Below are 15,626 nucleotides of genomic sequence, written 5' to 3' on the forward strand. Positions count from 1 at the left end.
TATCAGAAAAAACAAACTGCATGAAAAACGCCTTGTTCCGTTACGGCAGTATAGCATTGGCAGGTCTTGCAATTACTGCATGCGCCGTTAACCCGTATGCCGCGAGCAACAGGCAGTATAAAAAGCAGGCAAGGGCATACGCTCGCACGCTTTCAGAATGGCCCCGGCTAAGCGCCGGGGCGGCTTACCCGCAGGGCCAATACCGGGTGGGGGCTACCAACTTCAACATGCGCAAGCCGAATTTTGTGATCATTCACCACACCGCCCAGGACTCTTTGACCCAGACCCTCAAGACCTTCACCACGCCAGCCACCAGTGTAAGTGCTCATTATGTGATCGGGCGCGACGGCAACGTCTACCACATGCTCAACGACTACCTGCGCGCCTGGCATGCCGGGGTAGGCAAGTGGGGAAACGACACGGATATCAATTCATCCTCTATCGGCATAGAGCTGGATAACAACGGGGAAGTGCCTTTTACCGATGCCCAGGTAAGCAGTTTGCTGGAAGTGCTGGCGCTGCTGAAAGGGAAGTATAGCATTCCCGCGGCCAATTTTATAGGCCACTCCGACATAGCCCCCACCCGCAAAGACGATCCGAACGCTGCGTTCCCCTGGAAGAGGTTGGCGGAGAGAGGCTATGGCCTATGGTACGATGCGGATGCGCTGGACAGTGTGCTGGTGGCTAAAACCAGTCCTTTGTCTGATTCCACGATTTTGAAAAATGGGGTGCAGGACAGCGTGATCTCCTTTGTGCAGGTGCCGCGGCATCCCGTTCCAGCGTCTTTCGACCCGGAGGCGGCGCTGCGCATCATCGGGTATGACACCCGCAACCTGGCCGCCGCCATAACGGCGTTTAAACGGCATTTCATACAAAAAGAGGTCGACGCTACTTTAACTGAGAACGATAAACGCATCCTGTACAACCTTTACAAGAAGTATCTGTATGGGGAAAAACCATAGCCAACGCACACACTGATCCAGCCCCATGACCCATAGCCGTATCCTGTTCCCTGCACTTCGTTTAAGCCTGTACACAATGCTTGCGCTGCTAATTCTATCGGCTTGTGGCACGGCCCGCACGCCTCACAAAAGCAAGCCTGGCGCGGTAGTGGATTATGGTCCGGAGGTGATCAGGCAGCAGGTGCTGGAGGTAGAGCGCTTGCGCCAGGGTTTTGTGGGCTTTGCGCTCTACGATCCGGCGTTGGGGCAAATGGTGGTGGCGCACAACGCCGACAAGTACTTTGTGCCGGCCTCCAACACCAAGCTGTTCTCTTTTTATGCCAGCCAAAGCATGCTGCCCGATTCGATACCGGCCCTGAAGTATGCCGTGCGCGGCGACTCCCTGCTTTTCTGGGGCACCGGCGACCCAACCTTCACGCACATGGACCTGCAGAACACGATTGCCTACGACTTCCTGAAAAACCGGCCTGAAAAACTATACTACCTCGATGCGCCATTGGTCAGCACTCCCTTTGCCGTGAACTGGGGCTGGGATGATTACAATTATTATTACCAGCCGGAACGGAGCATTTTCCCTATCCATGGGAATATCGTGAAATTCGTGGGCAGGGTTGATTCAGCTATAAGTATAACGCCTGCCTACTTCAGGCAATTCGTGCAAACAGACACAGCCGCTCACCCACAGCAGGAGGCATTCGTGCGTGCGTGGCGGGAAAACAAATTCACCTACTACCCCAAGTATGCGAAGGGAGATTTTTCGGTGGAAGTGCCATTTATCACCTCACCCGAGTTAACGGCGCAGTTGCTGGCCGACACACTCAATCGGCCTGTGAAGCTGGTGAAGCGGCCGCTGCCAAAAGACGCGACGGTACTTTATGGACTTCCGGCTGATACGGTTTTTAAGCGCATGTTGCAGGTGAGTGACAACCTGCTGGCAGAGCAGCTGATGGTGCTGAGCTCCGGCATGCTTTCAGACACGCTGGCTGTGGAGCGCGCCATCAGGCATGTGCTAAGCCAGCAGTTAAACGCTCTGCCTGACGCCCCGGTTTGGGTAGACGGCTCCGGCTTGTCAACTAAAAACATGTTCACACCCCGAACCATCATCGCCTTGCTGCTGAAGCTGCAGCAGGAAAGACCCCGTGAGAAGCTGTTCCCCTTGCTGGCCGCCGGCGGCAGACCCGGCACATTCCGGAACATCTACAGAGCCGAGGTGCCCTTTGTGTTCGGCAAGTCCGGCACCCTGTCGCATGTGCACAACCAGAGCGGCTATATTTTTACCAAAAGCGGCAAAATGCTGCTGTACAGCTTTCTAAACAATAACTTTAGTGCATCATCCGCTGATATTCGTAAGGATATGGAGCGCATCATGACAGAAGTACACGAGAAATACTGAGCAAACGTTTTATCCGAACCACTATGTTGAAACTGACCATCCGTTCATTCGATCTGCCCCTGAAACATACCTTCACCATCTCTTACGATTCACGGGATGTGCAGCCCACGTTGGTTGTGGAGCTCCAGCACGGGCAGCACAAAGGCTACGGCGAGGCAACCAGCAACCCCTACTATGGCTTCACCATAGAAAGTATGACCCAGGCCCTGGAGCAGGTACGGGAACGGATCGAAGCGGAAGTACTGACTGATCCGGCGGCATTCTGGGCCAGGATGCAACCTTTGCTTGCCGACAACCCCTTCGCCTTGTGCGCCCTCGACCTGGCCGCTAACGACCTGTACGGTAAAATGAACGGGCAGCCACTCTATAAAATGTGGGGCCTGGAGGCGGAGCACATGCCACTCACCGATTATACCATTGGCATCGACACGCTGGAGAACATGGTGAAAAAACTGCAGGAAACCCCCTGGCCGCTCTATAAGATAAAGCTCGGCACACCGGATGATGTGGCCATCGTGCGGGAGCTGCGCAAGCACACGGATGCCGTTTTCAGGGTAGATGCCAACTGCGCCTGGGGCGTGGCGGAAACCATTGAAAACGCGCGGCAGCTTAAGCCGCTGGGGGTGGAGTTTATAGAGCAACCCATGCACGCCGACGACCTCAAGGGCATGAGGGAAGTATACAAAAACTCAGAGTTGCCCCTGATAGCCGATGAAAGCTGCATTACGGAGGCAGATGTAGCCAAGTGCCACGGGCACTTCCATGGGGTAAATGTAAAGCTCGTGAAATGCGGCGGATTAACCCCGGCGCGCCGTATGCTGGCGGAGGCCAAAAGCCTGGGTATGAAGGTAATGGTGGGCTGCATGACGGAGTCGAGCATCGGTATTTCGGCCATTGCACAACTGTTGCCCCTGCTGGATTACGTGGACATGGACGGGGCGCTCTTACTGCGTGAGGACATTGCCACCGGTGTCACCATCGATTACGGAAAGGTTCAATTCAGCCCGGTAAACGGGACAGGAGCCACACTGATTGCCTGAGCTTGAAGCCAGACCTGCTCTATACGGACCAACTGCCCGGGCGTACACTCCACCTGAAGGGGGAAGAGTACCTGTACTTCAGTGGCACCTCTTATTTAGGCATTCCGCATAACCCACAGTTCAGGGCCAACCTGATCGAGGGCATGGCGAGGTACGGCACCAACTATTCCAGTTCACGCCATTCTAACCTGCGCCTGCAAATATACGCCGAGGCAGAAGCGTATTTGGCAGGTTGGGCCGGGGCAGAGGCTGCGCTCACCATGTCGTCCGGGTATTTGGCGGGTCAGATTGTGGTGCAGGCGCTGCATGATACCGGCCCTTTTGTGTATGCCCCCGGTGCGCACCCTGCCTTATGGCGAAGCGTTGCAGATGCCCCGGATGCAAAGCAGGACTATGATGCGTGGGTGGGTCAGCTGCTGCAGCACCTGGGCACTTTATCCGCACAGCATGTCACAATCGTATGTAATTCGCTCGATCCGCTGCAGGCCCGCAACTACTCCTTCAACTGGGTTGCTGCCCTGCCCCAGGACAAAGGGATCACGCTCATTATCGATGATTCGCATGGATTTGGCGTGACGGGGGAGGAGGGGGCTGGTTGTTTCAGGCAGGTAAAAGCGCTCGCTCCGGCTTCTCTGCGCCTGATCGTGCTGGGCTCCCTTGGAAAAGCGCTGGGCATTCCGGCAGGCATCATACTTTCTGACGGGCACACCATTGCACAGTTAAGGCGAAGCCCATACTTTGGCGGCGCCTCCCCGGCAGTGCCCGCCTACCTGTATGCGCTGCTGCAAAGCAAAGTAGTGTATGCCCGGGCCCGGGAGCGGTTACTTGCCAACATTGCTGATTTTAAGCAGCAGCTGCAGCAACCGGCACCATTCCAAAGTTTTGAGCAGTATCCCGTGTTCCATTCCCCGGACCAGGGCTTGTGTCCCTATCTGCTCAAGCACAAGGTGATGCTCTCCAGCTTCCGGTACCCCACCCCGGCCGATGCACCTATTACCCGCATCGTGCTGAACAGCCTGCATTTACCCGCTGACCTGCAACGCCTGGCGAACCTTATTCACCGGCGTAAAGTTGTATCTAGTAGAGACCAGACTTTTCCTTTTACAGATAAAAGATGAAGAATTCCCTGTTTGTGCTGCTGTTGGTAAGTATGATGTCCTGCGTTTCAGGCAAGACAAGCACTACGCCAGCATCAGACACGGCCTTGCTGCAAACGCACATCGATCAAACACGCCAGCAATACGCTCCTGACAAACGCGTGGCCCTGTTCAACGTGGAGCCTGTTCATCAGGTGCTGCGTGGCGAGACCAATCTGCCGGAAGCCAAAGCTGCGCTGCTGGCGGATTTACAGGACGCCGGCATTCCCTTTGTGGATAGCATCCTCGTGCTGCCGGAGGCTGAACTGAACGGGCAGCACCATGCGGTGGTGAGTGTTTCGGTGGCTAACATACGCTCAGAGCCAAAGCATTCGGCTGAACTTGCCACACAGGCCACCATGGGCACAACCGTTAAAGTATGGAAAAAACAGGAGGGCTGGTACCTGGTGCAAACACCGGATAAGTACCTGGCCTGGGTTGATTACGGAGGCATCACGCTGATGCAGGACAGCGATTTTTCCGCCTGGCAAAAAGGAGAAAAGCTGCTGTACACGAATCCTTTCGGCTTTGCTTACGCTGCCCCCGACGCCGCAGGCAGCACTGTTTCTGATCTGGTTTACGGGGATGTACTGCTGCTGCAGGGGCAGGAGAAAGGCTTTTACAAAGTTGCCTTTCCGGATGGGCGCAGCGCCTACATCGCCGCAAACGAAGCGACAGATTACCGCGTATGGGCTGCCAGCCGGCAACCGACCGGCGATAACCTGGTGCAGGCCGGCAAAGGCTTGCTGGGCTTGCCCTACCTCTGGGGCGGAACCTCTGTGAAAGGCGTAGACTGCAGTGGCTTTACCAAAACGATCTACTTCATGAATGGCCTGGTGCTGCCACGCGACGCCTCCCAGCAGGTGCACGTCGGGGAGCTGGTGGACACCTCGAAGGGCTGGGCGAACATGAAACCCGGCGATCTGCTGTTTTTCGGAACACCTGCCCAGGACGGAAAGCCGGAGCGGGTAGTGCATGTGGGCATGTGGATCGGCGGTGACCAGGAGTTCATTCATTCCGCCGGAAAAGTGCGCATCAACAGCATGAACCCGAAAGCCCCCAACCACGATGCCTATGAGCTGGACCGTTTTCTGAGGGCCAAGCGCATCACACCAGACACCACACTGCTGAACCTGCGAGAGGCTGCCCTATATGAAACGGAATAGCGCCTGAACTGGTAAAAGCATGCCAGTAGATTATACCTAACCTGACCTATATACTTCGGAACATACGCTGATACACGCACATGGCACGATTAAACCTTCTGGAAGAAACGCGTTTTGAGAAGCTTCCTGTCACCATTTATCCTGATCAGCAAGTTGCCTCCCTTAACGTGGCGCAGCGCATCGCCAACCTGATCAGGAGCAAGCAGCAGCTGAAAGAGACGGCTGTGCTTGGTCTGGCCACCGGCGCTACGCCTGTGAGGGTGTATGCCGAGCTGGTGCGCCTGCACCGCGAGGAGGGGCTCAGCTTCCGGAATGTGATCACCTTTAACCTGGATGAGTATTACCCGATGCAGCCAACGGCGGCTCAGAGCTACGTCACGTTTATGCACGAGCACCTCTTCGACCACGTCGACATCAAGCGGGAGAACGTGCACATTCCGGACGGCACGCTGCCCTTAGAGGAAATTCACGCGTATTGCCTGGAGTACGAACGTAGGATCGAGGCGCTGGGAGGCCTGGATCTGCAGCTGCTGGGTATTGGTCGAACAGGCCACATCGGTTTTAACGAACCGGGCTCTGCGCCAAACTCGGGTACCCGCTTGGTAACCCTCGATGACCTGACCCGCCGTGATGCCTCCCGCGACTTTGGCGGCAAGGAGAACGTTCCGCGCAAAGCCATCACCATGGGGATCGGCACCATCTTCAAGGCCCGTGAAATCATTCTGATGGCCTGGAGCGGTAAAAAAGCACCCATTATCAGAAAAGCAGTGGAAGGGGAGATGTCCAGCGATGTGCCGGCCAGCTACCTGCAGCTTTCCGACAACGTTGAGTTTGTGCTGGACAGGGACGCTGCCTGCGAGCTGACCCGTTTTAACACCCCCTGGCTGGTAAAAGACTGCGTTTGGGAGGATACCCTGATCAAAAAAGCGGTGATCTGGCTTTCCAAAACAGTGCAGAAGCCCATCCTGAAACTGACCGAGGAGGATTATAATAACAATGGCATGGCACAGCTGGCCACAGAGAAAGGGCCAGCCTACAACATTAACATTGCTATCTTTAACAAGCTACAGCGCACCATTACCGGTTGGCCGGGTGGCAAGCCCGGAGCCGATGATTCGCGCCGTCCGGAGCGCGCGGAACCGGCGCAGAAGCGCGTCGTGATCTTCTCGCCCCACCCCGACGATGACGTGATCTCGATGGGGGGCACGTTTATCCGCCTCGTAGACCAGGGGCACGCGGTGCATGTAGCTTACCAGACCTCAGGCAACACAGCCGTTTGGGACGATGATGTGCTGCGCTACATGGAGTTTGCCATTGACTTTAACCAGAGTATCGGGGAGGACAGTGCGAAACTGGAAGCAATCTACTCCGATATGCGCGACTTTATCGAGCAGAAACAACCCAACCAGGTAGACACAAAGGAGATACGCGATGTGAAGGCCTTCATCCGGAAAAGTGAGGCTTTTGCCGGTGCCCGTTATGCCGGCTTGTCCGATGACCACATCCATTTTATGGCACTCCCTTTCTATGAGACAGGCAAAACGGTTAAAAAGCCGGTGACCGACACCGATGTGCAGCTTACCATGGACTTGTTGCGCCAGGTTAAGCCGCAGCAGGTGTTTGCCGCCGGCGACTTCGCCGACCCGCATGGCACGCATATTGTTTGCTTCAGAATAGTGGAGGAGGCCCTGCGCAGGCTTCAGGAAACGGAAGACTGGGCCAAGGACTGCTGGCTTTGGATGTACCGCGGCGCCTGGCACGAGTTTGAGACGCACGAGATCGAGATGGCCGTGCCGCTCTCACCCCAGGAGGTGATGCGGAAGCGGCATGCTATCTTTAAGCACCAGTCGCAGAAGGACAGGCCGGTTTTCCCCGGCGATGATGCTCGGGAGTTCTGGATCAGGGCCGAGGAGAGAACCCGTGAAACAGCCCAGCATTACGATGCGCTTGGCCTGGCAGAATATGAGGCCATGGAGGCCTTTGTGCGGTGGAAGTTTTAAGATCTGGGTGCTCAGCTTTATGGCTGCCCTGGCACGCGTTGTAACCCGTTTCTGTACAGCGTTATATTGCTCATGATCTTATCACCGGCTTGCCCGCAGCGGTAAAGGGGATAAGGCATGGCAGCAAGTGTAAAAATGCATTTAGTTTGATTATTATGTAAAGTATAATATGCGTTATTATCTTACTTACTTTCGTTAACAGAGCAACTTGAACATACCTCTATTCACCCTTACACCCAGCATGAAGAGCACTTGCAGCATCATCACCCTTTTCTTTTGTCTGGCTGCCATGTGCGCAGCAGTTCCTGCACTGGCACAACCGGCTGGTAACGAGTCAGGTATTTCGCTTATCCCACAACCGGCGCAGCTCATTTCCCAAAAGGGCAGCTTTACTTTAAATGCGGACACAAAAATTTATGTGGATGCTAAAAACGAGGAGCTAAATCGGATCGGGCAGAGCCTGGCGCACCAGATACAGCTTGTAACAGGCACCTTGCCTGAAATTGTGCAGCAGGAGCCCAAGAGCAACGCGAGCAACCTGATTCACCTCACGCTCCAGCATGCCCCCGATACGCTGGGCTCAGAAGGCTATACCCTGCGTGTGAGCCCCGCCTGTATCACATTGGCTGCCAATCAGCCATCGGGTCTTTTCTGGGGCACACAAACGATCCGGCAGTTGCTGCCTGTCAGCAAAACAGAAGCAACCGTTGCCATTCCGGTCCTCGAGGTAGTAGACAAGCCCCGCTATGGGTGGAGGGGGATGCACCTTGACGTGACCCGCCATTTCTACCCGGTAGCATTCGTGAAGCAGTACATCGACTACCTGGCCATGCACAAGATGAACACCTTCCATTGGCACCTGACCGACGACCAGGGCTGGCGTATCGAAATAAAGAAGTACCCGAAACTGACTAGCGTTGGAGCCTGGCGCGACAGCACCCTGATCGGGCATTACTGGGACCTGCCCCAAACGTATAAGCAGGAACGCCACGGTGGATTTTATACACAGGACCAGATACGGGAAGTGGTGAAGTATGCCCAGGAGCGCTATATTACCGTGGTGCCGGAAATCGAGATGCCGGGTCATGCGCTGGCTGCACTGGCGGCTTATCCGGAGCTTTCCTGCACAGGCGGCCCCTTTCATGTGGCTGCTAAGTGGGGTATTTTCTCGGATATATTCTGTGCCGGAAACGAGCAAACCTTTACTTTTCTGGAGGATGTGCTGACAGAGGTAATGGCCCTTTTTCCGAGCAAGGTCATCCACATTGGGGGTGATGAATCGCCGAAGACGCGCTGGGAAGCGTGCCCCAAGTGCCAGGCGCGCATGAGGGCGGAAGGGTTGAAAGACGAACATGAATTACAAAGCTACTTTGTGCAGCGCATGGAAAAGTTTGTGAACGCCAGGGGCAGAACCATTATCGGCTGGGATGAGATACTGGAGGGCGGACTGGCGCCGAACGCCTATGTGATGTCGTGGCGCGGTACCAAAGGGGGCATTGCGGCGGCCAAAGCCCGGCACTATGTGGTGATGGCGCCAGGCACGCACCTGTATTTTGACCATTACCAGGGCGCACGCGAATTGGAGCCCACGGCTATACACGGTTACAGTCCGCTTTCCAATGTATATGCATTTAACCCCACCCCGGCAGAGCTTTCCAAAGAGGAGCAAAAGTATATTCTGGGTGCCCAGGCCAATGTATGGACCGAGTATATCCCAACCGAAAAGCACCTGGAGTACATGGTGATGCCCCGTATGGCGGCACTGGCAGAAGTGCTCTGGACCCCGGCCAGCAAAAAAGACTGGGAAAGCTTTAAGAGCCGCATGCAACAGCAGTATAAACGCTACGATGCGTTGGGTATAAACTATGCCAGAAGCGCGTTCGATGTGCGCCAGCAACTGCAGTTGAGCAGCCCCGGCGATAGGTTGGAAGTGCGTTTTGCCACAGATGCTGCTGCTGTAAAGTTATACTATACCCTGGATGGGAGCGAACCCACCACTTCATCCCTTTTGTATACCAAACCCTTTACGCTTCGCAAAACCGCCACCATCAGGGCGGCCTCCTTTACCGATGGCCGGCGGGCAGGCAAAGTGAGTTCTAAAACCTTTACCGCACACCAGGGCCTTGCACGACCTGTTACGCTTGGTACGCCTGCGCACGGCAGCTATGTCCCAAAAGAAAAACTGGTGGATGGCCAGACAGGGTCCACGGACCAGACTGACGGGCAGTGGTCCTGCTTTTATGGCAAGGATATGGAAGCCGTAATAGACCTGGGCCAGGTGAAAACGATCTCAAAGCTCAGCACTTCTTTTCTGCAACACATCGGGTACCGAATTTTCCTGCCAAACGTGGTGGCCTACGCGGTGTCGGAGGATGGCAGGAACTTTACAACCGTTAAAATGATCGGGGATGCAAACCCGGCTGGTTCGGAGGGCATAGTCAGGCACCCGGTTGCCGCCACTTTTGCCCCCGTTAAAGCAAGGTATGTACGGGTGATTGCCAAAAACATCGGCCCCAGTCCGGAAAAATATCCCTCTGCCGGGCAGAAAACCTGGCTGATGGTGGATGAAATAATCATCGAGTAAAGCAGGAAGTATAGAAGATTAAATTTATATTGTACCGCTGTTGCGCACCGGAAACACCACCTGAAGGCACGAATGGGTTAAGCAAGGCAGCATCCATCTTAATTTAATTGCAGCATGACAAAAGTAGCTTCCACCGGAACAGACACGCCACAGAAGACCGGCGGTTCTTACCTGCGGCCCATCCTGATCATAGGCGCCTTGTTCTTTATCTTCGGCTCCGTCACCTGGTTAAACTCCGTCCTGATCCCTTACCTGAAAATTGCCTGCCAGCTGACTAATTTCGAGTCGTACCTGGTGGCTTTTGCCTTTTATATTTCCTACCTGGTGATGGCAATTCCGTCGTCGTGGGTGCTCAAGGCGACAGGGTTCAAGAAAGGGATGGCGGCCGGACTGGCTATCATGGCTATAGGGGCACTCATATTTATCCCTGCTGCCTTAACGCGCACGTACAGCATTTTCCTGATCGGCTTGTTTGTGCAGGGCACCGGCCTGGCATTGCTGCAAACAGCCTCTAATCCCTATATCACCATCCTGGGGCCCTCAGAAAGCGCTGCCAAGCGCATCAGTATCATGGGTATCTGTAACAAGGTGGGTGGAATACTGGCCCCCATCGCATTGGGCGCGATCGTGTTCCTGGATACCGATGAGCTGCTCAAAAAACTGGACTCCATGAGCCTTCAGGAGCAGGCCTTGCAACTGGATGCCCTTGCCCATCGCGTGATCACACCTTATATTGTGGTGGCAGTAGCCTTAATCATACTCGCGGTGCTGGTGCTGCTATCCTCCTTACCCGAGGTTGACACAGATCAGGAAAACGAAACAGTGGCGGCGGCTAACAGCCGTAAAAAATCGATCACCCAGTTTCCGCACCTGTTGCTGGGCGTGCTGGCCTTGTTTCTGTATGTTGGCGTAGAAGTGATGTCAGTCGATACCATTATCAGCTATGGGGTGGCGCAGGGCTTTACTTTGGAGGAGGCTAAGTTCTTTTTCTCGTTTACCTTAGGCGCAATGCTGGTGGGCTACCTGATCGGCATTGTGGCCATACCCACATACATCAAACAGGACAAAGCCCTGCAGGTGTCGGCGGTATTGGGTGTGCTGTTTGCCATTGCCGCCATACTTACCAGCGGGTATACCTCTGTGCTGTTCATTGCCTTGCTGGGCCTGGCCAATGCCCTGATGTGGCCGGCCATCTGGCCACTGGCCATTGCTGACTTAGGGCGCTTTACCAAGATCGGGTCCTCGTTACTGATCATGGGCATTGCCGGGGGCGCGTTGCTGCCGCTGGCCTACGGTGCCCTCACGGATGCCTTTAGTGCCCAGCAGGCGTATTGGCTTATGGTGCCCTGCTACCTCTTTATTTTATACTATGCCATGGCCGGCCATAAGGTGCGCACGTAAAAGGCAGCATCGCGAACTTGCCGAGTAATTCCTGTTGAAGCATAAAGCATAAAGCCGGTTGACCTTATACACGAGGGTCAACCGGCTTTATGCTTTATGCGAGGCTTTTGCCTTCGGAATTAAAGATTAATGTTCTTCCTCTATATCCGGATCAACTGTTTTGGTTCTTTTGGTGGTATCATACTCCACCACGGTTTCCTCAACTTGATATTCAGTCACAACGGTATCGCGTGCCACAACATTTTTATTGTCGTCCAGTTCATCATCGTCTCTATGCTCGTTGTTGTCGCATGAGAAGAGGCCGGCCGTTCCGAGAACGACAAGACCCGTGTACATCAGTTTCTTCATTTTTTTCTTCTTAGATAAGACATCAAGCGATCGCATCCTTTTTACCTTATAAAGTTTGATATCGCTATTTTCAATTATTACGGTTCAGCCTATCTAAAAGATTTACATAAATACATTGGTCGGGTATCGAGCCAGTCAGCGTTTAGCCACATAACTTACAAGAGAAGGCAGTGATGGCTTAGGTTGTTTTCTCTTCTTTCTGTGATATGGATTTTCAACAAATTATGATCGTGTTGAATGTTGGCCTTAAACTTGTTTAGCATAATTCTAAATTGCTGAAGGGCAGCCCGATCGTGCAACCCTTAACAGCCTGATGGGAGTATATTTAAGTAACTGATTACTATCCGAAAACTAAAATACACAACTATGGAAGCAACCTGCAATCATTGCAATCACTGGGAACAGAACCCGGGTAAGGTGCAAGTAAAAAGCGAAGATTTTGGCGTGTGCGACGAGCTGACCGGGCAACATGCTATGGAGCCGTCCTATGTATTACCCCTGGTGCACGAAGGACCGGAAAAAGACATGAAGCCCAAGCAATTTGAGATGATAACCGGCGCCATGTTCGGCTGTAATCACTTCACCGAACGCAAGAACTGGGTAAAATAAATCAGAACTATTAACATTTAAAACGCGCAGCCTCCTGTTTTTAAAGCAGGAGGCTGCGCGTTTTAAGAATCAGACCTTCCTACAGTATCTTAGTGAAAGAAAAGGTAAGAAATTAAAATAGCTGCTATCACACCGGCCAGGTCGGCAATTAAGCCGCACACCAGGGCGTAGCGGGTGTTGCGGATACCCACAGAGCCAAAGTAAACGGCCAGAATGTAAAATGTGGTTTCCGTGGAGCCCTGTATCGTGGAGGCCAGGCGGCCAACGAACGAGTCTACGCCATAGGTGTTTAGGGCTTCCACCATCATGCCCCTGGCACCGCTGCCACTGAGCGGCTTCATAAACGCGACAGGCAGCGCAGGTACAAAGTCCGTGTTTACGCCGGTCAAGCTTACCAGGTACCCGATGCCCCCCACCAGCAGGTCGAGTGCGCCGGACGTCCTGAAAACCCCTATGGCGACCAGTATTGCCACCAGGTAGGGGATGATGGTAATGGCCACCGCAAAGCCCTCTTTTGCCCCCTCAATGAACGCCTCGTACACATTTACCTTTCTGTAAAGTGCCAGGCCGATAAAAGAAACGATGATAGTGAACAGGATAACATTGCTGGCCACCGTGGAAATAACACTAACCTGCTCCTGCGGGATGATGCTGAAATAATAGATCAGGCCGATGATCAGGAGCATCAGGGTGCCCAGGTAAGCCAGAATAACGGGATGAAGCAGGTTGATGCGCTGGTAAAGCGCCACGGCAATCAGGCCAACAATAGTGGAGAAAAAAGTAGCCAGCAGTATCGGGATGAAAACATCGGAGGGGTCAACGGCCCCCAACTGTGCCCGGAACACCATCACGCTGATCGGGATAACGGTAAGGCCAGAGGTGTTCAGCACCAGGAACATGATCTGCGCATTAGAAGCCGTGTCTTCGCGCGGATTAAGCGCCTGCATCTCTTTCATGGCCTTCAGGCCTAAAGGCGTAGCGGCATTATCGAGGCCCAGCATGTTGGCAGAGAAATTCATCAGGATGGAGCCGAACACAGGGTGGTTGTTCGGGATCTCGGGGAACAGGCGGTGAAAGAAAGGCCCCACCAACCGGGCGAACACGGCAATGATGCCGCCTCTTTCTCCCACTTTCATCAGTCCCAGCCAGAGTGTCATCACACCGGTCAGTCCCAGCGAAATCTCGAAGCCAAGCTTGGCATTATCGAAGGTGCTGGCTACGAGCTTCTGAAAAATATCATAATCCTGGAAAAAGATAAGCTGGAAAAGGGCAATAGCAAAGGCGATCAGGAAGAATCCTGCCCACAGATAATTTAAAACCATGTAGAATAGGTTAGCTAGGTCCGGTTGAAACCGTAAGATACAAAGTGATCCAATAATATCAACCTCCTATATATCCGGCTATTGCTTTTTAGAGCACCAGCCCGTGAAAAAGCGCCGGCTTTTCGGCCTGCAGGTCAAACACAAAGCCATTCACGATCGCGTAGCGCACCTTGCCTTGCGCATCCTGCAGCACAAAGTTCGCTTTTCGGTCCAGGCCGAGGGCGTGGTTCACATCGCCTGTAACGGAGGTGACATTCAGCGGCAGCTGCAGTGGGTTAAAGCCAGGGTCGGGGAGTTGCTTTAACCGGACGGTGGTATAGCCGCCGGCCAGCAGTTCGCGGGTGTTGGCGGCTGCCAGTTGCGCCAGGTTATTGAAAGGAGGCGGGTATACTTTGCCGGGCACCAGCGTCAGGCCTTCTGCGTCCACTTCTTCGTAGCCATAAAAAACACGCATGTCGCCAAGCTCCTCCACGGTGCTGTTGTAGTAAAAACCGGAGGGGGCGGCAGCGGCCTCCTCCTCGTTTCGTATAATACCCACGTCCAGCTGTGTGTTAATGCCCTGCTGCGGGTAACGCGCGTTCCGCACGATCAGGTCGAACAGGTTTCGTTCATTTTCGGGTATAGTGTAGTAGTCCTCTAAAGTATACTGCGTGTAAGCCCCGCTGGCGATGAGTTGCAACGCCGAAACAATGGCCGCAAAATTAAGCTTCCGGATCTCCTGTTTCTCCGGATCCCCGGCATACCCCCCCGATTCGATCAGGATCACGCTGGTGCCCCATTTCTGGATGTTGTCACCAAAAGCCCGGGGCTCGTGCTCATCGGAGTACTTGGCCACCTGCCCGGGTATCAACTGCTGCAGGGCCTCGTTCATGCCCACAATGGTGCGCATGGCGCGGGCCCGCACAGGGTTCACCGTCTGGGCGTAATCGTAGGCCGGGGCCAGGAACGAGATGGTGGCTGGTTTTGCCGTGTTGCCCACGGTGTAATGGATGCTTTGATCATGCAGGTTGAAGCCAAACGCCGGGTTCAGGCTGTCGCGCAGGCTTTTGAGCAGCTCCGCCTCCGGACTCTGCAGCCGCAGCGCATCCCGGTTCAGGTCCAGCTGCAGGGCATTGCGGCGCATGAACTGCTCCGCTCCATCCGGGTTCAGCATGGGCACGATGTAGAGGGTGAGCTGCTGCAGGATCTGCTGCCGCACTGCATCCAGACTGTCGCTTTGCTGCAAAAAGTTAAAGAGGTCGAACAGGGCCATCGTGGCAGTCGACTCATCGCCGTGCATTTGCGACCAAAGCATCACCTTCGTTTTGCCGGTCCCTGCCTTTACCAGGTAAATATCGCGCTGTTCCACAGATTTGCCCACGACCTGCACCTCGAACAGTGGGTTTTGCCTGAGTTGCTCCAGCAACGGCACGATGTCGTGGTGCTTGAAACGGCGGTTTTGCAAAGCCTGTTCTTTGTAGGCATGGTGCTGTTGATACGGTAGTCTGGCCATGTACGGGAGAGGTTTCTGGATGGAGGTTTTCTGCTGGCACCTAAAGGGAGTCAATGCCAACAGGAGAAAGACAATCGTATTAAATTTTCGCATGGAGCCAAGTTTAAGCACTAACGTAAGATAAAACCCGTGAATTATCGCCTCTGCAAAGCGAAAACTGAATTTCTGGCCGC

At 54.2% G+C, this 15,626-nt stretch carries 12 protein-coding genes; 9 read left to right on the plus strand and 3 right to left on the minus strand.

Going from position 1 to position 15,626, the window contains the following annotated elements; genetic code table 11:
• Window positions 1-20 precede the first annotated feature (20 nt).
• The 8 genes from AC4BAN_RS15535 (at window position 21) to AC4BAN_RS15570 (ending at window position 11,682) form a co-directional block, all read left to right on the plus strand.
• Window positions 21-962, plus strand: a complete 942-nt coding sequence (locus AC4BAN_RS15535) for an N-acetylmuramoyl-L-alanine amidase (protein ID WP_490565331.1) — start codon at window positions 21-23, stop codon at window positions 960-962.
• Window positions 963-987: 25 nt separating this feature from the next.
• On the plus strand, window positions 988-2,355 hold the full coding sequence (locus AC4BAN_RS15540) for a D-alanyl-D-alanine carboxypeptidase (RefSeq protein WP_490565332.1): 1,368 nt from the start codon (window positions 988-990) through the stop codon (window positions 2,353-2,355).
• 26 nt (window positions 2,356-2,381) lie between these two features.
• The gene (locus AC4BAN_RS15545; RefSeq protein WP_490565392.1) at window positions 2,382-3,395 is read left to right on the plus strand and encodes a dipeptide epimerase; all 1,014 of its coding nucleotides are present in this window, start codon (window positions 2,382-2,384) and stop codon (window positions 3,393-3,395) included.
• 2 nt (window positions 3,396-3,397) lie between these two features.
• Complete coding sequence (locus AC4BAN_RS15550) at window positions 3,398-4,513, plus strand: aminotransferase class I/II-fold pyridoxal phosphate-dependent enzyme (RefSeq protein WP_490565333.1); 1,116 nt, start codon at window positions 3,398-3,400, stop codon at window positions 4,511-4,513.
• Window positions 4,510-5,697 carry a C40 family peptidase gene (locus AC4BAN_RS15555; protein WP_490565334.1) on the plus strand — a complete coding sequence of 396 codons (1,188 nt, stop codon included), beginning with the start codon at window positions 4,510-4,512 and terminating at the stop codon, window positions 5,695-5,697. Before AC4BAN_RS15550 ends, AC4BAN_RS15555 begins: the two co-directional genes overlap by 4 nt.
• Window positions 5,698-5,777: 80 nt before the next feature.
• Window positions 5,778-7,697, plus strand: a complete 1,920-nt coding sequence (nagB, locus tag AC4BAN_RS15560) for a glucosamine-6-phosphate deaminase (RefSeq protein ID WP_490565335.1) — start codon at window positions 5,778-5,780, stop codon at window positions 7,695-7,697.
• Window positions 7,698-7,938: 241 nt separating this feature from the next.
• Window positions 7,939-10,281: a glycoside hydrolase family 20 protein gene (locus AC4BAN_RS15565; RefSeq protein WP_490565336.1), complete on the plus strand. Its 2,343-nt coding sequence runs from the start codon at window positions 7,939-7,941 to the stop codon at window positions 10,279-10,281.
• A 114-nt stretch (window positions 10,282-10,395) separates the two neighbouring features.
• The gene (locus AC4BAN_RS15570) at window positions 10,396-11,682 is read left to right on the plus strand and encodes a sugar MFS transporter (protein ID WP_490565337.1); all 1,287 of its coding nucleotides are present in this window, start codon (window positions 10,396-10,398) and stop codon (window positions 11,680-11,682) included.
• A 126-nt stretch (window positions 11,683-11,808) separates the two neighbouring features.
• Here the strand turns inward: AC4BAN_RS15570 and AC4BAN_RS15575 are convergent, their stop codons facing one another.
• Window positions 11,809-12,030, minus strand: a complete 222-nt coding sequence (locus tag AC4BAN_RS15575) for a hypothetical protein (protein ID WP_490565338.1) — start codon at window positions 12,028-12,030, stop codon at window positions 11,809-11,811.
• Between the two features lie 366 nt (window positions 12,031-12,396).
• Here AC4BAN_RS15575 and AC4BAN_RS15580 point away from each other — a divergent pair, with 366 nt between their 5' ends.
• Entirely contained in the window at window positions 12,397-12,639 is a 243-nt protein-coding gene (locus AC4BAN_RS15580) for a hypothetical protein (protein WP_490565339.1), read from the plus strand.
• 89 nt (window positions 12,640-12,728) lie between these two features.
• Here AC4BAN_RS15580 and AC4BAN_RS15585 read toward each other — a convergent pair whose 3' ends face one another.
• Together AC4BAN_RS15585 and AC4BAN_RS15590 are read right to left on the minus strand one after the other, a co-directional pair.
• Complete coding sequence (locus AC4BAN_RS15585; protein WP_490565340.1) at window positions 12,729-13,961, minus strand: nucleoside recognition domain-containing protein; 1,233 nt, start codon at window positions 13,959-13,961, stop codon at window positions 12,729-12,731.
• 88 nt (window positions 13,962-14,049) lie between these two features.
• Entirely contained in the window at window positions 14,050-15,453 is a 1,404-nt protein-coding gene (locus AC4BAN_RS15590) for a M14 family zinc carboxypeptidase (RefSeq protein ID WP_490565341.1), read from the minus strand.
• Window positions 15,454-15,626: the final 173 nt, after the last annotated feature.

It is taken from the genome of Pontibacter sp. GD13 (assembly GCF_058216355.1).